18 protein-coding genes and 1 tRNA gene are annotated in these 21,735 nt (G+C 58.9%); 5 read left to right on the plus strand and 14 right to left on the minus strand.

Features of this window, described 5'->3' with window-relative positions; translation table 11 throughout:
* Positions 1 to 108: 108 nt before the first annotated feature.
* The 6 genes from pqqA to ACI2KS_RS21035 all read right to left on the minus strand — a co-directional run bounded on the left by pqqA (position 109) and on the right by ACI2KS_RS21035 (position 6,994).
* On the minus strand, positions 109 to 180 hold the full coding sequence (gene pqqA, locus ACI2KS_RS21010) for a pyrroloquinoline quinone precursor peptide PqqA (RefSeq protein WP_008365141.1): 72 nt from the start codon (positions 178 to 180) through the stop codon (positions 109 to 111).
* Between the two features lie 156 nt (positions 181 to 336).
* Positions 337 to 2,790 carry a pyrroloquinoline quinone biosynthesis protein PqqF gene (pqqF, locus tag ACI2KS_RS21015; RefSeq protein ID WP_404622924.1) on the minus strand — a complete coding sequence of 818 codons (2,454 nt, stop codon included), beginning with the start codon at positions 2,788 to 2,790 and terminating at the stop codon, positions 337 to 339.
* A 183-nt stretch (positions 2,791 to 2,973) separates the two neighbouring features.
* The gene (locus tag ACI2KS_RS21020; RefSeq protein ID WP_404622925.1) at positions 2,974 to 3,771 is read right to left on the minus strand and encodes a carbon-nitrogen hydrolase family protein; all 798 of its coding nucleotides are present in this window, start codon (positions 3,769 to 3,771) and stop codon (positions 2,974 to 2,976) included.
* A 10-nt stretch (positions 3,772 to 3,781) separates the two neighbouring features.
* Positions 3,782 to 5,476, minus strand: a complete 1,695-nt coding sequence (locus tag ACI2KS_RS21025) for a flavin monoamine oxidase family protein (RefSeq protein WP_404622926.1) — start codon at positions 5,474 to 5,476, stop codon at positions 3,782 to 3,784.
* Positions 5,477 to 5,618: 142 nt separating this feature from the next.
* Positions 5,619 to 6,080 (minus strand): Lrp/AsnC family transcriptional regulator, encoded by a 462-nt coding sequence (locus ACI2KS_RS21030; protein ID WP_404622927.1) that lies wholly within the window; start codon positions 6,078 to 6,080, stop codon positions 5,619 to 5,621.
* 146 nt (positions 6,081 to 6,226) lie between these two features.
* Positions 6,227 to 6,994 (minus strand): class II aldolase/adducin family protein, encoded by a 768-nt coding sequence (locus ACI2KS_RS21035; RefSeq protein WP_404622928.1) that lies wholly within the window; start codon positions 6,992 to 6,994, stop codon positions 6,227 to 6,229.
* Positions 6,995 to 7,259: 265 nt separating this feature from the next.
* Between ACI2KS_RS21035 and ACI2KS_RS21040 the strand changes: the two genes are divergently transcribed.
* From ACI2KS_RS21040 to ppk2, 5 genes are all read left to right on the plus strand, one after another.
* On the plus strand, positions 7,260 to 8,264 hold the full coding sequence (locus tag ACI2KS_RS21040; protein ID WP_404622929.1) for a 2-keto-3-deoxygluconate permease: 1,005 nt from the start codon (positions 7,260 to 7,262) through the stop codon (positions 8,262 to 8,264).
* A complete protein-coding gene (locus tag ACI2KS_RS21045) occupies positions 8,261 to 9,553 on the plus strand; it encodes a four-carbon acid sugar kinase family protein (protein ID WP_404622930.1) in 1,293 nt (430 codons plus the stop codon). The genes ACI2KS_RS21040 and ACI2KS_RS21045 overlap by 4 nt, the downstream gene beginning before the upstream one ends.
* Positions 9,550 to 10,551: a 4-hydroxythreonine-4-phosphate dehydrogenase PdxA gene (gene pdxA / locus ACI2KS_RS21050; protein WP_404622931.1), complete on the plus strand. Its 1,002-nt coding sequence runs from the start codon at positions 9,550 to 9,552 to the stop codon at positions 10,549 to 10,551. Before ACI2KS_RS21045 ends, pdxA begins: the two co-directional genes overlap by 4 nt.
* 54 nt (positions 10,552 to 10,605) lie before the next feature.
* Positions 10,606 to 11,376: a DeoR/GlpR family DNA-binding transcription regulator gene (locus ACI2KS_RS21055; RefSeq protein ID WP_404622932.1), complete on the plus strand. Its 771-nt coding sequence runs from the start codon at positions 10,606 to 10,608 to the stop codon at positions 11,374 to 11,376.
* 138 nt (positions 11,377 to 11,514) lie between these two features.
* Complete coding sequence (ppk2, locus tag ACI2KS_RS21060; protein WP_404622933.1) at positions 11,515 to 12,438, plus strand: polyphosphate kinase 2; 924 nt, start codon at positions 11,515 to 11,517, stop codon at positions 12,436 to 12,438.
* Positions 12,439 to 12,468: 30 nt separating this feature from the next.
* Here the strand turns inward: ppk2 and ACI2KS_RS21065 are convergent, their stop codons facing one another.
* From ACI2KS_RS21065 to ACI2KS_RS21100, 8 genes are all read right to left on the minus strand, one after another.
* On the minus strand, positions 12,469 to 13,515 hold the full coding sequence (locus ACI2KS_RS21065; RefSeq protein ID WP_404622934.1) for an FUSC family protein: 1,047 nt from the start codon (positions 13,513 to 13,515) through the stop codon (positions 12,469 to 12,471).
* Positions 13,516 to 13,640: 125 nt separating this feature from the next.
* On the minus strand, positions 13,641 to 14,294 hold the full coding sequence (locus tag ACI2KS_RS21070) for an acetyltransferase (protein ID WP_404622935.1): 654 nt from the start codon (positions 14,292 to 14,294) through the stop codon (positions 13,641 to 13,643).
* Complete coding sequence (locus ACI2KS_RS21075) at positions 14,284 to 15,924, minus strand: glycosyltransferase (RefSeq protein ID WP_404622936.1); 1,641 nt, start codon at positions 15,922 to 15,924, stop codon at positions 14,284 to 14,286. Before ACI2KS_RS21075 ends, ACI2KS_RS21070 begins: the two co-directional genes overlap by 11 nt.
* Positions 15,915 to 18,236 carry a glycosyltransferase gene (locus ACI2KS_RS21080; RefSeq protein WP_404622937.1) on the minus strand — a complete coding sequence of 774 codons (2,322 nt, stop codon included), beginning with the start codon at positions 18,234 to 18,236 and terminating at the stop codon, positions 15,915 to 15,917. Before ACI2KS_RS21080 ends, ACI2KS_RS21075 begins: the two co-directional genes overlap by 10 nt.
* Positions 18,233 to 18,985 (minus strand): ABC transporter ATP-binding protein, encoded by a 753-nt coding sequence (locus ACI2KS_RS21085; RefSeq protein ID WP_404622938.1) that lies wholly within the window; start codon positions 18,983 to 18,985, stop codon positions 18,233 to 18,235. The genes ACI2KS_RS21080 and ACI2KS_RS21085 overlap by 4 nt, the downstream gene beginning before the upstream one ends.
* A complete protein-coding gene (locus ACI2KS_RS21090; protein WP_404622939.1) occupies positions 18,982 to 19,764 on the minus strand; it encodes an ABC transporter permease in 783 nt (260 codons plus the stop codon). The genes ACI2KS_RS21085 and ACI2KS_RS21090 overlap by 4 nt, the downstream gene beginning before the upstream one ends.
* An 86-nt stretch (positions 19,765 to 19,850) precedes the next feature.
* Entirely contained in the window at positions 19,851 to 21,050 is a 1,200-nt protein-coding gene (locus ACI2KS_RS21095) for a DegT/DnrJ/EryC1/StrS family aminotransferase (RefSeq protein ID WP_404622940.1), read from the minus strand.
* Between the two features lie 600 nt (positions 21,051 to 21,650).
* Positions 21,651 to 21,727 (minus strand) — tRNA-Ile (locus ACI2KS_RS21100).
* Between the last annotated feature and the right edge of the window lie 8 nt (positions 21,728 to 21,735).

Consider the following 21,735-nt stretch of genomic DNA (forward strand, 5'->3'; position numbering starts at 1 on the left):
AGGGGCCGGTGCTGCGCGCAAACGCCGCGCCCGTGAGCCCTGAATGATTAATCAATAATCCTGTAACAAAAAAGCCCCGGCGAACCGAGGCTTCTCACCGCGCAGAAATCAACGGCTTGCGAAGTACATGGTGACTTCAAAGCCGATACGCAGATCAGTGTAAGCAGGTTTAGTCCACATAAAAGACTCCTTCTGGGTTAATGCAACGGTGGGTGAGTACATCTTTAGTACACCTGCGAGAGGAGACGTTCCAATGCTTAGGGAGCTATGTTACTAAAATTATCGGGGCGCCAATGATGAAATATTGGATAAAGCTTTTTGCATTTCAAGCAACGATCAAGCCCTCTCACGCGGCGATCCGCTTGGGCTAGAGCGATTCGCTAGATAAAGGCGCGCTGCCCCGGGTAGCGCTACCCGACTGGCGACCAGCAGCAAGTGGTCACGCTGCAATTGTGCGAACGAATATTGCAGGCTTGCCGGGTAATCGGCCCGGTATCCGGCGAGATGGGCCTGCCAGAGCATTTCACCTGCCGATTGGCTGTCCATGCTGTTCAGGTCTAGCTGATCCCCAAGCGCCGTGATTTGCGCAGACAGATCAGTGTTTTCAATCAATCCGGGCAGAGTGCTCATGAATGTTTCGATGTGTTCGAACAGCTGACCCACGCTGGCAGTGGGCGACTGCACACCGAACAACATTCCACTGTGACCGGCAATCTGTCGGAAACCACTGAATACTGCGTAGCCCAACTGCATGTCGACACGCAGGCGCTGGTAGAACGGTGCCTGGACCAGGTGCGCAAACAATCGCCATATCGCCTCGTTCTCGATAGGGGGCGAGGGCGCGGGGTAAAACACCAGCACCGCATTCTCGGAGGATTCGGATGCCTGCGTCTGCCAGCTTTGAACTGGGGTCTGAGCGGGCAAGTGCAGCGGAGCAGGGTCCGGCTTGCCCGGCACCGCTTGCATGGCATGGGTCAAGGCGTGCTGGCTTTGCTCCCCCAGCCCGGTAGCGAAGCCCATCCATCTGGCCTCGGCCCAGACACGCTGCAACTCATTGGTTTCAACACCGGCAGGGCTGTTCAGAAAATGATCAGGCAACGTTTTGAGCAGCTCGCGGATCGGGATGAGGGCGGGTTCGGGATCCGCTTGCCCGTAGCGCAGCAGGGTCTGTGGCGCCGGCTGACTCAGCAGCTTCAGGGCGTGGCCGAGAACGTCTGGCATAGGGTCGGCCAACCCGGTCAGCTTGAGTTGCCAATGGCTGCCGTAAGCGGAAAACGTCAGCGCGACCCCCGCTTGCAGGGCGTCGGCAGTCAAGGTTTTGAGGCTGTCGCTGAGCATCAGGGCGAGCATTGGCTGCGCCGAATGCAGCGTCCAGCGCAGATAGACGTTAGCCTCGCCGCTTACGGGCAGGCTGTCGCTGAAGCTGAACGACGGCGGGGGCGCAAATGGATGTGCTGGCACACTGGCCGCACGTAAAAAAGGATTGGGTTCGGGTAGATGCCAACCGATGGTCTCGCACACCGGCATTGCCGATGGTGCCTGCAGAAGCCTTTGCGGGGTGAGCTGCCCCAGTAGCGCATCGAGTGCGCAGACGGCCTGATCGACGCTGACGGTTTCGGCGCTGAAGTGCCTTGCGAGGGACAATGCGCTGCCGACAGCCAGGCGGCGCTGCTCGAGCAGGGCGTATTCGGCGAGCAGCGGCGTGTAGTGAGTCTTGAAGAAGGCCAGCCAGTTGAAAATCAGGCTTGAAATCTGTGCAGTCTGGTGAGAAGGCATCGCGAGCAAGCTCGCTCCTACAGGTGAAGGCGTTCCCCTTGGAGCAGAGAGCTTGCTCGCGATAGCGCTTTTCAGGCCGATATCGATACCCAGCAAAACCTGCCCGCCAAATTCATATATCACCTCAGCCTTGAGCGATTCGATCAGCCCATGATCACGTAGGTGCGCGACCAGCCCTCCCGGCTGAGGGTTGTTCACCCAGGTGCAGAAAAACGCCGCGGCTTGCTGATGTCCTTGGGGCAATGCTTCGCACACAAACATCAGATGCATCTGACGCAGATCGGTCTGCGCACGCTGTGCGGAGAACTCATCCATCAGCGTCGGCGGCTTCTGTTGTGCGATCCGAGTGCCCGCAGTGAAAAGTCCACCAAAGGTTGTCGCCAATTCCTGCAGCTCGTCTAGCGACTGCGGTCCGGCGAGGCTCAAAGTCATTTGACCGGCCTGATAAAATTTTTCATAAAAGTGCCGCAGTGCCTGCTGAAACGCCGGACGCGGCACAGGCAGGCTGAAGCGGTTGCCCGCGTGGAACCCGCGCAAGGGATGCTTCGGCGAAATAGGTAACAAGCGCTTGACCTGCGCGCGCGAAGCTTCGTCCCGCGACCAGGCGATAAACTCCGCGTGCAGCACCTCTCGTTCGCGCAGTTGATCGACCACGCTCATGCGCGGGTGAGCAAGCATCTCGCACAGGCGATCCAGGCCACCGGCAAACGGGGCAGGCGCAAGCTCAAAGAAGAAATCGGTGGTGCGCTCGCGGGTGCTCGCATTGACCTGACCGCCGTGGCGCTGCACGTAGGCCATGAGGTTTTCGTCGGCAGGAAAACGCGCCGTGCCGAGGAAGAACAAATGCTCCAGAAAATGCGCCAGCCCCGGCCACTGCTCTGGCACGTCATGACTGCCAGCGGCCACCCGCAATGCGGCCGCGCAACGCTTCAGGCGCGGCGCAGAGCACAGCATGATACGCAAGCCGTTGGATAAGGTCAGGGAGCGGGTTGTGGACGAATCGGACGCAGGCATGACGGTTTTCGCACGGACTCTGTCAGTTGAGGAGTCATGCTAGCGGATTACCAACGACAGGGTGATTTATGTCAGCAGCCGGTTGGTACAGGGTGGGCGGACCGTTGCCGTCGCACGGCTTGCCCGAGGCGGCCATTATGAGGGCGCCAACACCGGCAAGCCGTGCGGTTGCAGGTACGCAGGTTACTTCAGCAGCCCCGAATAAAACCCTGGCCGGCGATCCTTGAAATAGGTGTTGATCGCCTGCGACTCGCTCATCAGCAAGCGATCCAGATCCGCTGCCACCAACACTTCATCCTGTGCGGCGAGGCCGATCTGTTTACCGTCTGGCGCACAGATGCTGCTGAGGCCGCAGTAATGAATGTCATCCTCGCTGCCGCAATAGTTGGCGTAAACCAGATAACACTGATTCTCGAATGCCCGGGCGCGCACGGTGACCTCGGCGACAAAGTCATAGGGCGCCATGTTGGCGGTCGGCACCAGAATCAGGTCCGCGCCCGCCAGCGCCAGACGCCGGGTATTCTCCGGAAACTCCACGTCGTAGCAGATGAGTAAACCAAGCTTCCAGCCATTGAATTCAACGACCGGGTAATGCTCTTCCCCCGCACTGAACATGGATTTATCCAGCTCACCATACAGATGCGTCTTACGGTAATTGCACAGGCGTGCCCCGTGAGCGTCAATCAACTGCACCGCGTTGTAGACCTGCCCTTGGGCACTCAATTCCGGATACCCGTAGAGAATGGCGACCCCGGTTGCCCGGGTCATCGCAGCGATCGCCTGGGCGGCCGGACCGTCGCTCGATTGCGCCAGCGTACGCGCTGCCTGCGCTCCTATGTTGTAGCCGCTGAGGAACATCTCCGGGCACACCAGCAACGCTACACCTTGCGCCGCCGCTTCAATCGCCTGGGTGTTGAGGCGCTGCAGATTGGCCTGGATGTCCAGCGGCAGTGGCGGGCATTGGTAGAGGGCGACACGCATGGCAGACTCCTTATTCCGGCAACACAATAGGACCGATTTCGTGGAACACGTCGCCCGGTCCAGGGTTTTCGGCATGAGTCTGGCCACCGAAATGGGTCATGATGCCCCACACCGCGTTGAGCGAGGTCTGCACCGCGCCTTCGACCCAGGCGGGTGTCCATGAGACGTCATCGCCGGCGATGAAAATCCCGCGCTGCTCGTCGGGCATGTCCTTTTGCATGAAGTGCGCATACATCCGCTGGTTGTAGCGATAGTGACCAGGCAGCGCGCCCTTGAAGGCTCCGAGGAAATGCGGGTCGGCTTCCCACGATACGGTGATGGGGTCGCCGATGATGCGCGCGGCGATGTCGACCTTCGGATAAATCTTTTTCAGCGCACCGAGCGCCAGGCTGACGCGCTTTTCCACCGGGTGCGGCAGCATTTTCAGTGCATCGCTCATCCACGAGTACGACAGACAGATCACCCCTGGCTTCTCGGTGCCGTTGGAATAGGTGCCGTTATCGAACAGGTAGGTGCCCCGGGTCAGGCGGTCAGTCAGCGTCATGCTCATCAGGTCGCGGCCGGTTTCCGGGTCCTTGTCCTTCCAGAATGGCCGATCGACCATGACGAAGGTTTTCGACGACTGCATGTAGCGGGTGCGGTCCAGGGCCATCCACATCTTCTGCGAGAACAGCGTCTCTTCGCATTCGATCTGGGTGGTCAGCAGCCAGCTTTGGCACGTCGCCAGCACCGCGTCGTAATGGCGGGTGTCGCCCCAGTTATCCGTGACCGCGAACTTGCCGTCAGGCGCACGGGCGATACGTTTGACGCCGGTACGCGGCGCGCCGCTGTGCAAGGTCGAGAGGCTGGTGCCTGCTGGCCAGTGTGCGCAACGCTCAGGCGCATGCCGCCAGATGCCCAGTGGAACCTGTTCCACGCCGCCGACGATCAGATGCTGGTGATCGTCGCAGTTGGTCATGACCACGCGGAAGATTTCCAGCATCGAGTTGGGGAAGTCCGAGTCCCAGCCGCCCGTGCCGAAACCCACCTGGCCGAACACCTCGCGGTGGTAGAACGACAGTTTGGCGAACGCCTTGGAAGTGGCGACGAAGTCGTAGAAAGTGCGGTCATCCCACAAGGGCACCAGCTTGTCCCACAGCGCTTTGAGGCGCGGCACATCACGATCGCGTATGGCTTGCTGAATGTCGGCGAACTGCGAGCCGTCTTCCAGCGCGTCGGCCCAGGCGTCGGCCACTTCCTGAAACAGCGCAGGCAAGTCCGACAGTTTCTGTGCGTAGTGAGTGGTGCCTTCCAGGTCGATCACGGTGCTGCCAGAGGCGGCAGTCAGCGGGTTGGGGAAGGGGCTCGATTCCAGGCCCAGCTTGTCGACGTAGTGGTAGAACGCGGTGGACGACACAGGAAAGCGCATGCCACCCAACTCGGCGATGACGCCCTCGGCGCCTTCGAACTTCTGCGAGCGCAGGCGGCCACCCATCTTCGAGGCTTCGTAGACGACCGGCTTGAGGCCCAGCTTCATCAGCTCATAAGCTGCGACCAGACCAGCGATACCGGCACCGACGATCGCCACTTCCTTGCCATGGTTTTCCGTCGGGATGCTGCCCAGGCCCGCGGGGTGCTCGATCCAGTCGTCGAAGGCGAACGGGAAGTCCGGGCCGAAAATCGTGATCGGTTTTTTACCGTCGGCGGGGTGGCGATTGTTCTTCATGGCTGACCTTGTTCGGCTGTGGCGCGAAAGTGAACAAGTCTAGATAACAGTTGAGACGTTAATAAGGCGCAGAGTGTCGTCGTTATGTAGACAAGTGCGTCAAAGTGACGAGCCTACCAGGCATAACGACGATTTCTTTTGTTCACACCGGTTGCCCGCGATCAATCTTGCTGCTGAGGATGATAGATGTGGTGGTCTTTTCCACCCCATCGACACTGCCGATCAGGTCCAGCAATTGATCCAGTTGTTCCGGCGAATCGGTGCGCAGCCAGGCCACATAGTCGAACTCGCCGCTCACCGCACACAATTGCTGCACCTGGGCCAGAGCGGTCAGCCGGCGCAGCACCTCCTTGCCGGAGCGCGGTTGCACGGTTATGCCGACATACGCCTGCAGTCCGCCATCGACCACGCGCTGACTCAGGCGCACGCCGTAGCCGGTGATGATTTTTGATTTTTCCAGACGCGCCAGGCGCGAGGTGACCGTGGTCCGGGCGATGCCCAGCTGACGAGCGAGGTTGGCGACCGGCTCGCGAGCATTGATCTGCAAGGCGGCGATCAGTTGGCGGTCAATGTCATCAAGGGCGGGGGAGCGAGTGTCGGGCAAGGGGCGAATCTCCTTCGGCAGGCGGGTGATGTTACCCGTTGCGAAGCATTGCTGCAGGACCCAGGTCTGCCGCCCCCTATAGCCGCACGGCGGCGCCCTCGAGGGCGCCACCGCTAGCAAGCCGAACCGCTACAAGCGTGGCCGGTTCAGGTCTTGTAATCCGGCGCCACCCGATCGAGCAGCCGCAGCAACGCAGCCCAGGCAAAGTTCGTGGCATCGAGATCGCTCAATTGATCCTCCGCGACGCCTTGTCCTGGCGCGTTGAATTGTCTTTCCGTGCGCCGACACACTTGCTCCGGCGGCAAGAGCAGGCTGCCGCCCGCTTGCGCGGTCACCTGAATCTCGCAGGCTTTCTCCAGATAATACATACGCAGAAACGCCTGCTTAACGCTGTCGCCTACGGTCAATAAGCCGTGATTACGCAAGATCATCACCGAGTTATCGCCCAGGTCAGCGACAAGGCGCCGCTGCTCACTGAGATCCAACGCGATGCCTTCGTAATCGTGGTAGCCGACGCGATCGTAGAACTCCATGGAGATCTGGTTTACCGGCAACAGTCCAGCCTCCTGCGCTGCCACCGCGCAGCCTGCCTTGGTATGGGTATGGAGCACGCAGTGCGCGTCCTCCCGGGCGCTGTGAATCGCGCTGTGAATCACGAACCCTGCCGGGTTGACCGAGTAGGGCGAGAACTCGACCTTGTTGCCGTGAAGGTCGATTTTCACCAGGTTCGACGCGGTGATCTCTTCGAACAGCAGCCCATAGGGGTTGATCAGAAAATGGTGGTCGGGGCCGGGAATGCGCAAGGACAGATGGGTGAAGATCAGATCGGTCATTTTGTAATGTGCGATCAGGCGATAACAGGCGGCCAGCTCTTGTCTGAGTTGCCATTCCTGCGGGCTGTAGGCGTGGGACATGCTGGGCTCCGGTGATTTCAGTCTGCACTCGGTAGCAGCCTGCCAGCCCGTTCCGGCTACGTCGAGTGGTTGTCCCTCCAGAGGCTGTAGAACGTTTTTGCTTAATGCTCAAACCAATCACGTAAATGATCGGTTTGCGCGTTTTGTGTGAATGGAATAAGCTGATTTGCGTGAATCGATCATAAAAATGATCGGTTCGGTCAATTTCAAGCATTTAGCTGTTGCACCACGCATCGCTACACACATAAAAACAAGGAGTGCTCCCGTGGCCCAGATTCCTATCAAGCGCACCATTGAACGTGTACCCGGCGGCATGATGATCGTGCCTTTGCTGATCGGCTCGCTGGTCGCAACGTTTCTGCCTGACATGCCGAAATTCTTCGGCTCTTTCACCAATGCACTGTTCACCGGTTCATTGCCCATTCTGGCGGTGTTCTATGTGTGCATGGGCGCCAGCATCGATATCAAGGCCACACCCTATCTGTTGAAAAAGGGCGGTGTGCTGTTCGGCACCAAGGTCGGTACGGCCATCGTGATCGGCGTGATCATGGGGCACTTCCTGGGTGAGCAGCCGATCAGTTCGGGCATTTTCGCCGGCCTGTCGACGCTGGCGGTGGTCGCGGCGATGAACGACACCAATGGCGGCTTGTACATGGCCCTGATGGGCCAGTACGGACGCTCCGAAGATGTCGGCGCCTATTCGGTCATGTCGCTGGAGTCCGGGCCGTTTCTGACCATGGTCACCCTGGGTGTCGCTGGTCTGGCCGCGTTTCCGTGGCCGACGCTGGTCGGCGCGATTCTGCCGCTGTTGCTGGGCATGCTGCTGGGTAATCTGGACCGCGAAATGCGTGACTTCCTGGCCAAGGCCGTACCGGTGATGATCCCGTTCTTCGCCCTGGCGCTGGGTGCCAGCCTGGACCTGCACAAGGTCTGGCAGGCCGGCTTGCTGGGCATTGGCCTAGGTCTGGCGGTGGTGGTGCTGACTGGCATTCCGCTGTATTTCGCCGACCGGATTTCAGGGGGCACCGGGGTGGCCGGCGTCGCTGCTGCCAATACCGCCGGCAATGCTGCCGCGGTGCCTGCATTGGTGGCGGCCGCCAATCCGGTCTACACCGAAGCCGCCAATTCTGCGACGTTACTGGTGGCTGCATGTGTGGTGGTGACAGCTGTTCTATCGCCGATTCTTACCGCGACGATCGCCAAACGCTACAAAGAGCGTCACGCTGATCAGGAGATCAAGGTGAGCGCCGAGCGGGAGGCCATCCGATGACATTGCTGATCATTGCCGATGATCTGTCGGGAGCGGCCGATTGTGCGATCGCTTTTGCCAGCGCCGGACTGAGCACGGTAGTGACCCTCGATGCGTCGCATGACACCGGTGATGCCAGCGTGATTGCCATCGACACCGATACCCGGCGCCTGTCTGAAGCGCAGGCGGCTGACAGCACGCTGTTGGCGTACCAGACGCTGCTCAAGCCCGGACAACGCTTGTACAAGAAAATCGACTCGACCTTGCGCGGTAACTGGGCTGCGGAAGTCGCGGCGCTTCAACCGCAGGCCGGTCTGGCCATCGTCGCCCCGGCGTTTCCGGCAACCGGCCGCACGACGCTGCAAGGCAAAGTGCTGGTCAACGGCCAGCCTTTGGAAACCACCGACACCTGGAAGCTTGAACATGCTGACCGCCCGGCGGATATCGACGTGCTGCTTGCCGGCGCCGGTCTGCGCACCGCCAGGCTGACGCTTGAATCCTTGCGTGGGGATTCTCAGGCGCTGGCCGCGCATATCGCCGAGGTCGCCAACAGCGACGTGCAAGCACTGATCGTCGATGCGCAAAATACCGAGGATCTGCAGATTCTGGCGGCGATCACCACACAGTCGAGCGAACCGCTGTTCTGGGTCGGCTCCGGGGGCCTGGCGCGCGAGATCGCTGCATTGCCCGAACGGTTGGCGAACGCTGCGCAACGTCCCGCGTTCGCGCGTGAGAAACACGCGCCGACGCTGGTGCTGGTGGGCAGCCTGTCCGCTGTTTCCGAGCGGCAGTGCGCAATGCTCAAGGAGCGCGCAGCCATCGGTGAACTGGTGGTGCCGCCCGCAGTATTACGCCAAGGCATGGCACACCCGGATTGGGCCGGTTGGGAAATCCGCATCGGTGAGTCCCTGCGTCGCGGCGATGATTTGCTGCTGCGCATCGGCCGCGACGAAGCGTTCGATCCGGCTGAAGGTGCGCGATTGTCGACCCTGCTTGCTGCGCTGGTGCGCCCGCATTTCGGCCATGTCGGCGGGCTGGTCGCGACCGGTGGCGAAACCGCCCGCGCCATGCTTGCCGCAGTGGGCATCGGCAGCTTGCAACTGCTCTGCGAAATCGAAGCGGGCGTAGCCTTTGGGCGTCCGATTTCCACCCGTGACGGTTACCAGCCCGGGGTGGTGACCAAAGCGGGTGCGTTCGGCACCGATCACGCGCTGTACGCGGCATGGCTGCACATGAATAACGCTGTAGAGCCTGAGGAATACTCCTCAGGCTCGGTACCGAATCCTGCGCAACAAGGTAAAAAATCATGAGTAACTATTTGCCCATCATCGGCATCACCATGGGCGACGCCACCGGCGTTGGCCCGGAAATCATCGTTAAAAGCCTGACCCATGACGTGGTCTATCAACAGTGTCGGCCGCTGGTGATCGGCGACGCTAAGCGCCTGGAGCTGGCCAACCAGATCGTCAAGGGCAGCGCGAAGATTCGTCGCATCAAGGAAGCCGCCGAAGCACAGTATGAGCCGGGTGTCATCGACTGCATCGACCTGGACCTGATACCGGCCGACCTGCCATTCGGCCAGCTGTCGCCGATTGCCGGTGATGGCGCCTATCAGTACATCGCCCGCGCCGTGCAACTGGCCGAAGCGAAACAGATCGACGCGATCTGCACCGCGCCGCTGAACAAGGAAGCCCTGCATGCGGGCGGGCATAAATATCCTGGTCATACCGAGATGCTCGCGCACCTGACCAACGTCGAAGAAGTGTCGATGATGTTGGTCGCGCCGCAACTGCGCGTCATTCATGTGACCACGCACATTGGCATCATCGACGCGATTCGCAAGATCGAACCAGGGCTGGTCCAGCGGACCATCGAACGTGGCAACGCGACGTTGATCAAGGCCGGCATCGCCAGACCGCGGATTGGCGTCTGTGGCATCAACCCGCATGCCGGCGAGAACGGCCTGTTCGGTTATGGCGAGGAAGAAGAGAAGATCATCCCGGCAGTGAAGCTGCTGCAGGAGCAAGGTCTGGACGTGACCGGGCCATTGCCTGCCGACACTCTGTTTTTCCGCGCCGGTCGTGGTGATTTCGATCTGGTGGTGGCGATGTATCACGACCAGGGCCATGGCCCGGTGAAGGTGCTTGGCCTGGAAGCGGGCGTCAACGTGACTGTGGGCCTGGAAGTGATCCGGACTTCAGTGGATCACGGCACCGCATTCGATATCGCCGGCAAAGGCATTGCCGACGAGCGCAGTTTGCTGGAAGCGTTGCGCCAGGGCGCCGAACTGGCCACGCGCCGGGGATGAGCTGTTGTACCTGGGTCGTGTAAGATCATCGGCCTTTGTGCCACGAGGCTGTCCATGAAAGCCGTTGATCGTCATCGCGCCATTCTCGAATTGGTACGCGCACGCGACACCAATGTCGAGCAACTGAGCGCCACCCTTGGCGTATCGGAAGCCACGGTGCGGCGTGACCTGACCATGCTCGCCAAACAGCGGCATCTGGTGCGCACCCACGGCGGTGCCACTGCGCTGATTGGCGTGCATGAGCCGGAGGCCTCGCTGGAAGAGCGCAAGGCTGCCCAGCGAGACCAGAAAGACGCCATTGCCAAGGCTGCTGCGATGCATGTCGAGGATGGTGACACTGTACTGCTCGACGGTGGCACCACCTGCGCGGCCCTGGCCTTGCATCTTTGCTCGCGGCAGAACGTGCACGTGGTGACCAACAACTTGCTCGCGGTAATGACCCTGGCCAACGCGCCGGGTATCAGGCTGACGCTGATTGGTGGCGACCTGCGCGGTTCAAGCATGAGCACACTGGGCCCGCTCGCCGAACTGACCCTCAGTCGTCTGAGTGTCGACAAAGCGTTCATGGGCGCAGATGGCGTGGTCGCGGAGTTCGGCTTGTGCGAAGCCAGCGACCTGCAGGCCTATCTCAAAGAGTGCATCATCCGGCGCGCGGCGCAGATTTTCGTTCTCGCCGACGCCGACAAGCTCGGCCGCGCCCGCCAGCAACACTGGACGCCTATCGAACGCGAATGGCGGTTGATCACTTCTGCGCAGGCCGATGAATCACTGTTGGCGCCGTTCCGGGCGATTCAGCAAATCACGGTCGAGACCGCGGGTGCTTGAAACCACCGGGAAGCTGTAGGCCCGCAACGTTATATGTAGGACTTTTCCCAGCAGTCACCGTTTTGTCATTCAGCTGTCACTCCCTGCGTGTCTAAATCAGGTCCCCTGACTCTCTCAACCCGCGCCGGGAGCCCTGCCATGACCGATAGCCAGCCTCTGGATCTATCCGAAACCGCCCGCTACATCCACGCCGACATCCTCGACAGCTTCGATGAAGAGCTGGAAATGGAATACGACGACGCGCGCCTGGATGGTCTGCTTGCCGATCTGGGCGAGGAAGTGCCCAAAGGCATCGATCGACGCCTGTATTTCCGCGAATTGCTGCGCCTGCAAGGTGAACTGGTCAAATTGCAGGATTGGGTTGTCAGTCAGAAACTCAAAGTGGTGGTGCTGTTTGAAGGGCGTGATGCCGCAGGCAAAGGTGGTGCGATCAAACGCATTACCCAGCGCCTCAACCCACGGGTTTGCCGGGTCGCTGCGCTGACTGCCCCAAGCGAACGCGAACGTACGCAGTGGTATTTTCAGCGCTATGTCTCTCACCTGCCGGCAGCTGGCGAGATGGTCCTGTTCGACCGCAGCTGGTACAACCGCGCCGGTGTCGAGCGAGTCATGGGCTTTTGTGATAGCGACGAATATGAAGAGTTTTTCCGCACCGTTCCCGAGTTCGAAAAGATGCTGGTGCGTTCCGGAATCATCCTCATCAAGTACTGGTTTTCCATCACCGACGATGAGCAATACCGCCGCTTTCTGATGCGTATCCACGACCCGTTGAAGCAATGGAAACTCTCGCCAATGGACCTTGAGTCCCGACGCCGCTGGGAAGACTACACCCGTGCCAAAGAAGAAATGCTGACTCGCTCCCACAGCGAGGTGGCGCCGTGGTGGATCGTCGAGGCCGACGACAAGAAGCGCGCGCGATTGAATTGCATTCGTCACTTGCTCGAACAGATCCCGCGTGGCGATACGCAAGCGCCACAAGTGGTGCTGCCGGAGCGCGAATACAACGCCAACTATCTGCGTGCACCGGTGCCACGGGACATGGTGGTACCTTCGGTTTACTGATTTTTCAGCAAGAGAAAGCGGCGTAGAAACTCAGATTTTCCACTTCTTCGCCGTCTTTGCCAAGCGCTGTTGCAGCCCTTCAATGTTCAGCGCCAGTTGCCGATTCATCAGCTGATAGCCCAGCACATCGGCAGATGCCGCGGGCGCTTCGGGACCCACCGCCAGGGATTCGCTCGGGCGTTCCAGGCGCTCCGTCGCACCGCTCTGCAGGGCTCTCGCCATGCCGATGAGCATGCGCCGGATCCTGCGCTGCTCAGCGTTCATGCCCACATTCCCGATATCAGCCGGGCGTAGGTTGGAGAGAATTTCCAGCGTGCTCAGGCACATCCGGAAATGCCCCTGGATCGCGTCCAGTTCCACCAGCGAAATCTTCACTTCTTTCGACACTGAAGGCATCAGTGAGCGCAATTGCAGCATCGTCGCATTAAGTCGCGCCGTCAGCTTCAAATGCTCGTCGGCTGCGATCGACTGCCCGCTGCTGATGCGCTCATATACCTTGGCGCAATCTCGCAACCCGCTGGCCAGGTTGTAGCGCCACGAATACACCGCATACAGCGGTAAAGCGAAGGAGAATGCCAGCGCCAGGACGATACCGATCAGAATGTCCACGGTGCGCCACAGCCCGTCGGTGATCGGGTTGTCGCCATGCCCCGCGACAATGAACAGCGTGATCGCCGACAACAGCGCCGTGTAACCCCCTTTGCCAATGGCGTGATAAGCAAAAAAGCCGCAAATCAGAGACATCATCACGTAGGTCAGCAGCGGCATGCCCAAGTAGTTTTCCTGCGCTACCACCGCCAGCCCCAGCGCCGCGCCAATCAACGTCCCGTAGGCCCGCTCCACCGACTTCTTGCCAATATTGCCGTGGTGCTGCAAACCGCCAATCACGATCAGCATCGTCACCGATGCCCACTCGCCGTGGGGCAGATGGATACCGGTGGTCAACAGGATCGAAACCAGCAAACCCACCACGATACGCCCGGCATGAATGTAGCGGGCGTGGCGATAACGGCGGTAGGGGTCCAGAAGTGGACGCAGCAGGCGGCGCAGCGCAGAAGGGAGGGAAGGTTTGCTCATGGGGTTACAGACCGTCAGGGCCGCAGGGAATTCCCCGGCCGATGAGAGGCAAATGGTACCCGAAATCACCCGAGGGTTGACGTTTACTCCCTGGCTAGAGCTGCAGCGCTGAGGCCTTGATTCCTTCAGCCGTTATGTTCAACCTTCGGCGCCTGGTGCAGTCGCGCCGGTATGCCGAGGTACAAGCCTGGTACTGCCAAGTCGCACACCGCAACCGCGCCGGCACCGAGCTGGATGTGATCGGCAAGTGTGATTCCGTCGATGACCGTGGCGGCTGCCCCGATGAAGTTGCTGGCACCCAGGACGCTGCGTCCGGCGACAGTCGCGTTGACGGCGACATGCGAGTAGTCCCCTGTGATCGATTCGTGCTCCACGATTGCGCCACTGTTGATGATGCAACCCAGACCGATTCTGGCCTGTGGCCCAACATGCGCCTGATGGCCGATGAAAGAGCCGGGCGCGAGATGGCAGGACGTGCCGAGGCTGGCGGTCGGGGCAACCAATGTTGCCACTGGCCATCCCGTGCTCCGGGCATGTTCCAGGTGCACCCTGCGCTGACGGTTGCAGCCCGAAGCTGAAAATATCGCCCAACCCTCGAGCAGTTGCCCGTCCCAATCAGCTTCCACGGGGTGGTTCAAATAACGTTCTCCCTCGCGCGCTGCGGGGTCGATGAATCGCATCGCTGAAACGCCCATCGCCATCGCGACGTCGGCCACGCTGCGCGCATGGCCGCCGAAACCAAAGATTAGGAGCCCTTTGGGCACAGTGTCATGCGGCATGGTTGTTTCCTCCGGGCCGGCTGGTTTCTTGGGCTGCAATGGCGTCAAGCAGGTCCGTATGCTCACGTGCCACATCCGCCCAGGTCCGTGTGCTCAGGGTTGCATAAGCTGTTCGTTGCAGCGTCAGCAACTGTGCCCGGTTCAGAATGGCCCACTCGATGCGGTTTGCGATATCGCGCCAGTCATAAGGGTCGAACAGTGTCGCCTCCCTCATGAGGGGATCGGTGAGTACTTCCAGCGTCACTGGAATTCTCGACATCACCACCGGGGTGCCTACGGAAAGGGCTTCGGTAAAGGTGAACGGGCAACCGCCCTCGCTCAAGCTTGGATTGACTGCCACTTCTGCCAAACGATAACAGGCGGCGAGTTCGGTGGTGGACAGGTTGCGCAGGCAGATCACGTCGGCCTGCAAGCGGTGTTTGGCGATGTAATCGTTCAGCTGCGGCGCATTGGCGATGTCGCCAGTCAGTATCAGCTTCAAACCCAGTTTGCGTTCGTGGGCCAGGTGCTCGAACGCGCGGAGCAGGGTCAGCATGTTCTTGTTCGGACGTACCTGGGATGGGTAGAAAAGAAAGCGCACCTGTTCGTTGCAGAAGAATGTGGTGTAGGGGTTATCGGTCCTTTGTAGCGCCGTAAACAGCATCTGCCAGCAGTAGTGATGTGACGTGGCCGCGGAATCGGGAAATCCCTCGATGTCGATCAAATGATGCAAGGTGCTGGGCGCATGCCGGACCACGCTGATGCGCGAGGCAGGGACACTGAAGCGATCAGCCAGCGTATGCCATTTTGTCTGCTCGCTATAGGTCACTAGATGAGAAGCAGTCCTGATGGCATGTTCGATGCTCTTGAACGTCTCGAGAAAGCGATCGCCGCCGACGCTGGAAAAGCCGATGGAAAAGTCGCTGAGCACGACATCCGGTACACACATCAGGCGCGGAACGCGCAGCTCGTTGAAGGCAGGCCAGAACGCCGTCGGGCTGTACCATGCAATCACGTCCTTGCGGGCTTCGATGAGCGCCTGCATGCGCTTGCTTTCGATCTCGTTCATCGATTGGAGCTGACGCCGCACCCAGCTGTTGTCTTTGGGAGAATGTGTCAAGCGCTTGAGCCGGGCCCTCAACTTCCCCATCAATGGCGCGAACGTTCTTGCGGTGATGTTGCGCAGCCGAGCGCCGATGGATTTCGCCCCCAGCAGTTGTACGTAAAGCAGCAGCAGCACGGATAGCGTGAAACCGTAAAGCAGGAGCGGGAGAAGCGATCTCGGGCTATGGATCTGCACGAGACGCTTCTCAACGTCATCCTGGAGCCATTTCAGAACCCCGCCTGACTTGTTATGCGCGGGTCGTTGCCTAGGTCGCCTGGCCCTGACCTTTTGATAGGTCTCGTAGCTGCGTAGAAGCCACGGCTTGCCAATTGGGTGAATGATGGAAACCTGTGTAGCCAGTCCTTCGCTTCGGAACAGGTCCTCCAGCGCCTCCTTCGACCAGCTTGGGCATGCAATAACAAAGTCGACATCCGTCGACTCTGTTGCGCCTCTGACAAAGTTGGCAAGATAACGACCCAGACCTTCGTTGCGCAAATCCACCGTCGGCGCATAGGCGATGTAGATCCCGTAGCGCTTCACAGACATTCGCGCACCTCCTGCCAGTAGGCACTCGCGAGATCGTCCACCCGCTGCCCTGCCAGGCAATCGGTAGCTGCCAGGCGAGCGCTGAGGCTTTGGGCCTTGTGTTCCATGTCTTTAAGCTGCAGAGCCATCTGACGAGGATCGTTGCCATCCATCCACGTGAGATCCAGGTGGAACTGCTCATTGATTTCGCGCATAGCCGGATAATCGACGCATAACGAGGGTACGCCCAACTGTCCAGCTTCAATTACGCTGAAACTACCGTTGTCAATTCGGGTTGGAAGCCACAAAGCGTTGGCGCTGGCCAATGTCTGGTGATACTGACGATCATCCAGATAGCCTTTCCAGTGCACTCGCTTACGCAGTTCCTTCGAAACTTTGAAAGTGTCGCTCAGGGACTGCAAATGTGGCAGGCCGGACTGCAGTAGCTGATGCTTGTCCTGCCCGGTGACAAGGCAGTCCCATTCTCCCTCCAGTTCCCCGTAATAGATGCGAAGGGCCTCTGCGGCGTTGCTATGGTTTTTATGTATTGCCCTATTAGTCGGCCACACGAAGTAGCCGCCTTTCTCGGCAGTGACATCAGGCTGATTGAGGTCCGGCGCCAACATCGGCACCTTTCGCACTTTGTGCGGCCTGAGACCGGCGTATTGCAAGGCGTCCTGCCGTGTGAACCGAGTGGTCACGAGCACTCGGTGCGCACGAAACGCCGCGCTGAGAAAGGCGTGGTCGTGCCCGACCGGCATCACGTTCTCATAGCGTTGCAGGTAGTCATACACCACCAAGATCTGAGGGCGCAGGGGGAGTATGGGGATGGATAAACGATCAGAGACAAACACCCATAGGTCACAATCCTGAAGTTGTTGAATCCCGTCGTCAGGAACCATGAAGCGTTCGGCGTTCGGCTCCCATCCAGTGAATCCTGCGTAATGCATCGCACGGGTGGCTTCTGATGAGTCCAGCACATGCCAGGAAAAACTGCGTCGGCTGATCTCGCTGGGTAGTTTTTGCCAGTCCACTGGCCTGTACTCGGCATCTTCGGGATAGAGCAGCACGATTTCCGCCGGTTCACCTGCTTGCTGGCTACCCGATAACAGCGCGTGTGCCAATGCCTGGGCCCCTCGCAATGTGCCTCCTTGATAAGCAATCGGCATGCATACGGCAATTCGCTTTTGCCGTCGGATCGAGGGACGTGCCAGTCGTTCCAGCCGCTGGGTCTGCATATCGGAACGCAGGCGGGCAAAGCTGTCTGTCCATGCGGGCATACAGGCCGCAACACTCATGGGTTCAAGTAGTCGGGGCTGGCTGTTGCGTATGCTATCGATCAGGCGCGTGTCGCCGGCGAGGATCCGCTGCAACTTCTTTCTGGCTTCCTGAACAGTACGGCAGCGCCCGGGCAGATCGATACCACCCATTCGGTCGAGTATTCCGCCTGCCATGTAGAGCAGCGGCATGCCTGCCTGAATCGCCTCGAACGGATGATAGTGAATATGATTAGGTTCGGTGCTGTGGTAGTACATGACCCGGTTCTGAGTCATGTTGCGCGCGTGTTCTTCTGCAGTGACAAAGCCCAGAACGTTGCTGTCGTTGACCTTGATTGGTTGGGCGCCGCCAATCACATGCGGCAAGTCGCCGAAGTCGCGCTTGAATTGACGATAGATCGCCCGGTAGTAAGGGTTGATGGCGATTTCAGGACAGACGAATAACACTCGGTCAAGCTCACCGGTCCAGCGATACGGCTTTGTATCCGTCGAGATGCCCAGCGGAAGATATAACCTTCTGGCCTTCAGATAATCCGGTTCGTCATCCGCGATGTGCGCATACGCCTCTGCCAGGTAGAAGCGTGCACCCAAGTGGTTGACCCCACGGCGCAGGCGTCCGTCGCGCTCGAGATTGAGCACGAAGTCATAACTGATTTCCTTTTGCAGGCCGTATGCCCGCCACAGCGCTACGCCCTGAAAGTGGCTGGCTATCTGGTGGAGCAAGAAGGGACTATGAACGATGAAGAACACCATATCGAAGTGTCGATTGGCGAGGTCCCATCCTTCCCGGCTGCCTCCGCTGTACCAGTCAATAGAGTTGAGCACGGCCAGATCATCTGGCGGGATGCTCAGGTTCAAGTCTTCGTCCCACTCCACCGAAGCGCTCCGGAAACTGGGCTCGCACGGAAACGTTTTTGGTAGAAATATTTCCTCGATGCCCATGCGCTTGAGCATGGGCACCTCGAAACGTCTGGCGGCTGAATGATTGAGCAGCCACATTGCTCGCAACGGACGCGACGCCTGCGTCGAGGCTGTCTTCGTAGACTGCGTGTTCATGAATTCGCCGTGTAGATATGCTGGTAATGGGCTATGGCGTCGCTGATCTTTCCGTCGAACACGAGCTGTCCGTTTTGGAGTACCAACCCGCGCTGGCACCACCGTTTGAGTGCGCTCACGTCGTGGGAGGCAAGCAGAATGATTTCCGCATCTTCAACCAGCTCGGCGATGCGTTTCTGCGCTTTGGCAAAAAACGCTGCATCACCTGCGCCGATTACCTCGTCAAGCAAAAGCACCTCGCCACCGATCTGAGTGGAAATGGCAAACGCCAGGCGCACCTGCATGCCCGCGGAGTATGTCTTTATGGGGTAATCGATGAACTCGCCCAGTTCGGCGAAAGCGATGATCTCAGCTTCGCATTCGCGCATCTGTTGGGGCGTCATCCCCATGAGCAGGCCGCGATAAAGGATGTTTTCACGACCACTGGCGTCTGGCTCGAACCCCAGGCTGATATCGAAGAGAGAGCGAATGCGTCCTGCCACATGGCGCTGTCCGCTCGACAGCGGATAGAGACCTGCGATCGACTTGAGCAGGGTGCTCTTGCCCGCGCCGTTGTGTCCCAGTAAACCCACCCGCTCTCCGCCGCGAATTTCAAGATTGATGTCACGCAACGCGTGGATATCTGAAATTTTCTGCTTGGGCTGGTCGCGAAAGGCATGGGCCAGGAGTGTCTTGAGCGAGCGCTCTTTGAATGCGGTAGCGGCGTAGTGCAAGTTGGCGTTCGTCAGGCTGATACTTGAATGGTTCATAGGTAGAAAATTACCTTGCGTTCCGCACGACGTCCTACCAGCCATGCCAGCACTGTGAACGTTATCGAGGTGCCAAAAGCGAATGCATAATTGGTGGAGGTAGGCCATTCGCCTGTGAGTAGCGGCGCGCGCAGAATCTGCAGGATGTGATAAATCGGGTTGTTGTCGACCAGGGCATCCAGTCCGCCACGACGGAACAGGCTCTCCTCAAAGTACACAGGCGAGATGAACCACAGGGCCTGTAGCGCCAAAGCCAAAGCCGGGGTCAGGTCGCGAAATCGGGTGCCGATATAGGCCAATAGAGTCGCTAAGGGCCAGCCAATGAACAGCAGCAGGGGTGGCAGGCTGAGAATCGCCAGCCAAGGCCAGCCAAAGTTATGAGGTAATGCCAATGCCGACCAGACAAACAGTGTGACGCTTGCCAGCGACAATATCGCCAAACTGCTGAGGGTAGAGCGCAGGGTGTAGATAGCCAGCGGATGGCGGCACTGCTTGATGTAGGCATCGGCCTGTACGAACGCCATTGAACCACCTGTCACAACAGTGACGAAGAAGTCCCAGACCACAATTCCCGAAAGGATATACGGCGCATAGGCGACGATGTCGGTCTGTAATAACCGACTGAACACCGCAGCCAATAATAACGCTAACCCCAAGGGTTGAAGTATTGACCAGAACATTCCCAGGTACGAGCTTCGCCAGCGCGCCCGCAAGTCGGACAATGCTAGATGGCCCCAGAAATAGCGGGCATGCCAGATGCCCGCACAGTAATCATTCATATTGGGTGTCTTCTGCTTTTATCGAGGCTTGAATCAAGAGTGATTGCAGCCCGCGATATGTATTCACAATGAAACCCCATCGGGCGTCAGGAAACTTTACTGATGAAATAGTGGCGGATCACGCTACTGATTCTTTCGATGTCCTTACGCTCGAGCGCGGGATAACTTGGTAAGTTGAGTCCTCTCGCACTGAGCATCTCGGCAACAGGAAACTTCTCCCCGTTTTTGCAGTGGGGCATGGTATGAGCTGGGTGGAACAGCGGGCGAGTCTCGATGCCTGCCGCCGCCAAGGTTGTTCTCAAACCATTTCTATCTTCAGCGCAATCAAGTAGTGCCGAGCACATCCAGAACGAATGTGTGGTGTCAGGCTGTTCTTCGTGCAGGGAAAGAGGCAAGCCCTGAAGTTCTTCGGCGTACCATTGGGCTATCCGACGTTTACGTTCAAGTATTTCATCCGCCTGTTCGAGCTGTGCGAGGCCGATGGCTGCACATAGGTTGGTCATGCGATAGTTGAAGGCTAACTCGTCGTGCCAATATTCGCGAACAGACGAGACCCCCTGAGTCTTCAGGTGTCGGGCGCGGTCCATTACGTCCTGGGATCGCGTAATCACCATGCCGCCTTCACCCGTGGTGATGGTTTTATTACCGAAGAAGCTGAACGTCGCCGCGTCTCCAAACGTACCGACGTGCTGGCCTCGATAAAACGTCCCGAACGCTTCTGCGCAGTCTTCCACCAACAGCAGATCGTGCTCTCTGCACAGGTGCGTGAGGGCATCCATGTCGCAAGGCAGCCCGTACAGGTGAACTGCCATGATGGCTTTGGTTCGAGGGGTGATTTTCTGTGCTACCTGACGGGAGTCCATTTGCCAGGTGTCGGCAAGGGAGTCCACGAATATGGGAGTCGCGCCCATCTGCAGGATCGGATTGACCGATGCGATGTAGGTGAAGGTCGGTACGATCACTTCGTCACCGACTCCAATCCCTAGTGCTGCTAGCGCCAAATGGATCGCCGTGGTGCCGTTACACACGGAAGTCGCGAATGGTGCTCCGGTGAATTCCGCGAATTGGGTCTCAAATTTTTGAATGAACTCCCCCCTCGAAGATATCCAGTTGGTGTTCAGGCAGCGGTTGACGTATTCAGCCTCCTGCCCCGCGAGGTAAGGTTGATAAACCGGGATTCTAGTGGCGTTAGCGTCGGCAGCTTTGCCAGGGGTGGCACTCAATGCATCGGGTGGCGCAGTTTTCGGAGCGCTGGTCTTATATACCACTTCCTCGTTTTTATACATTTTTTGCTCCTGTTTATGCTGGGTTGTTTGCGGAGGATCTGCCTGGAGTGTCGCGCGTAAGGCCGTGTGACCTATCGCGCCTAAATAGGATTGCGCGCTAATAAGCAGTTGTTTTATTAGGCGTAAGCGTCGCCGCAGAGCTGTCGGCGACTTTACAGAAGTCCATGTCGTCTCGAAATGCGACGAATCTGATAGTCACTAAGAAACTGTCAGTTTCTGCGTAGGAAAAATTACATAGTTGTGTGGGAGTTTTTAATTGCGTGGCTGGTGTCTGAGTTTGGATGTTACAGCGTGTGAAAAACAGGGCGTTGTGCAGCTACATTGTCATGTAGTGGCGATTTTGCTGATACTTGCATCCGCGGCGGCGAACAGCGATACGCGGCGTATGAGAATGGCGCGGGTGCCGACCAGCGCGGACGCACGGCGAGTCGCTCCTTTCGGCATCCGCTCATTCAACGGTGCATTTATGTGTTTGTGCTTTTTGGTTTTGGCCGGATGGGGAAGGGGTCGTGCTGGCTGGCTCGTCTGAGCGCGAGTTAGCCGCGTCGCGAAGCCGAGCGACAGAAACACAAAAGCCGCGCAATGCGCGGCTTTTGAATTTGGTGGGCCCACACGGACTCGAACCGTGGACCAAAGGATTATGAGTCCTCTGCTCTAACCAACTGAGCTATAGGCCCTCAGTCAG

It is taken from the genome of Pseudomonas sp. NPDC087358, assembly GCF_044900785.1.
Lineage (GTDB): Bacteria > Pseudomonadota > Gammaproteobacteria > Pseudomonadales > Pseudomonadaceae > Aquipseudomonas.

What these genes read in the sequence shown, in the direction of transcription:
- ACI2KS_RS21075 (WP_404622936.1), bottom strand. Translation starts at nt 15,924, where the DNA reads ATGTCTGTGAAGCGCTACGGGATCTACATCGCCTATGCGCCGACGGTG.
- ppk2 (WP_404622933.1), top strand. Translation starts at nt 11,515, where the DNA reads ATGACCGATAGCCAGCCTCTGGATCTATCCGAAACCGCCCGCTACATC.
- ACI2KS_RS21045 (WP_404622930.1), top strand. Translation starts at nt 8,261, where the DNA reads ATGACATTGCTGATCATTGCCGATGATCTGTCGGGAGCGGCCGATTGT.
- ACI2KS_RS21035 (WP_404622928.1), bottom strand. Translation starts at nt 6,994, where the DNA reads ATGTCCCACGCCTACAGCCCGCAGGAATGGCAACTCAGACAAGAGCTG.
- ACI2KS_RS21090 (WP_404622939.1), bottom strand. Translation starts at nt 19,764, where the DNA reads ATGAATGATTACTGTGCGGGCATCTGGCATGCCCGCTATTTCTGGGGC.
- ACI2KS_RS21095 (WP_404622940.1), bottom strand. Translation starts at nt 21,050, where the DNA reads ATGTATAAAAACGAGGAAGTGGTATATAAGACCAGCGCTCCGAAAACT.
- pqqF (WP_404622924.1), bottom strand. Translation starts at nt 2,790, where the DNA reads ATGCCTGCGTCCGATTCGTCCACAACCCGCTCCCTGACCTTATCCAAC.
- ACI2KS_RS21080 (WP_404622937.1), bottom strand. Translation starts at nt 18,236, where the DNA reads ATGAACACGCAGTCTACGAAGACAGCCTCGACGCAGGCGTCGCGTCCG.
- ACI2KS_RS21070 (WP_404622935.1), bottom strand. Translation starts at nt 14,294, where the DNA reads ATGCCGCATGACACTGTGCCCAAAGGGCTCCTAATCTTTGGTTTCGGC.
- ACI2KS_RS21085 (WP_404622938.1), bottom strand. Translation starts at nt 18,985, where the DNA reads ATGAACCATTCAAGTATCAGCCTGACGAACGCCAACTTGCACTACGCC.
- ACI2KS_RS21025 (WP_404622926.1), bottom strand. Translation starts at nt 5,476, where the DNA reads ATGAAGAACAATCGCCACCCCGCCGACGGTAAAAAACCGATCACGATT.
- ACI2KS_RS21065 (WP_404622934.1), bottom strand. Translation starts at nt 13,515, where the DNA reads ATGAGCAAACCTTCCCTCCCTTCTGCGCTGCGCCGCCTGCTGCGTCCA.
- pdxA (WP_404622931.1), top strand. Translation starts at nt 9,550, where the DNA reads ATGAGTAACTATTTGCCCATCATCGGCATCACCATGGGCGACGCCACC.
- ACI2KS_RS21020 (WP_404622925.1), bottom strand. Translation starts at nt 3,771, where the DNA reads ATGCGTGTCGCCCTCTACCAATGCCCGCCACTGCCGCTGGACATCCAG.
- ACI2KS_RS21055 (WP_404622932.1), top strand. Translation starts at nt 10,606, where the DNA reads ATGAAAGCCGTTGATCGTCATCGCGCCATTCTCGAATTGGTACGCGCA.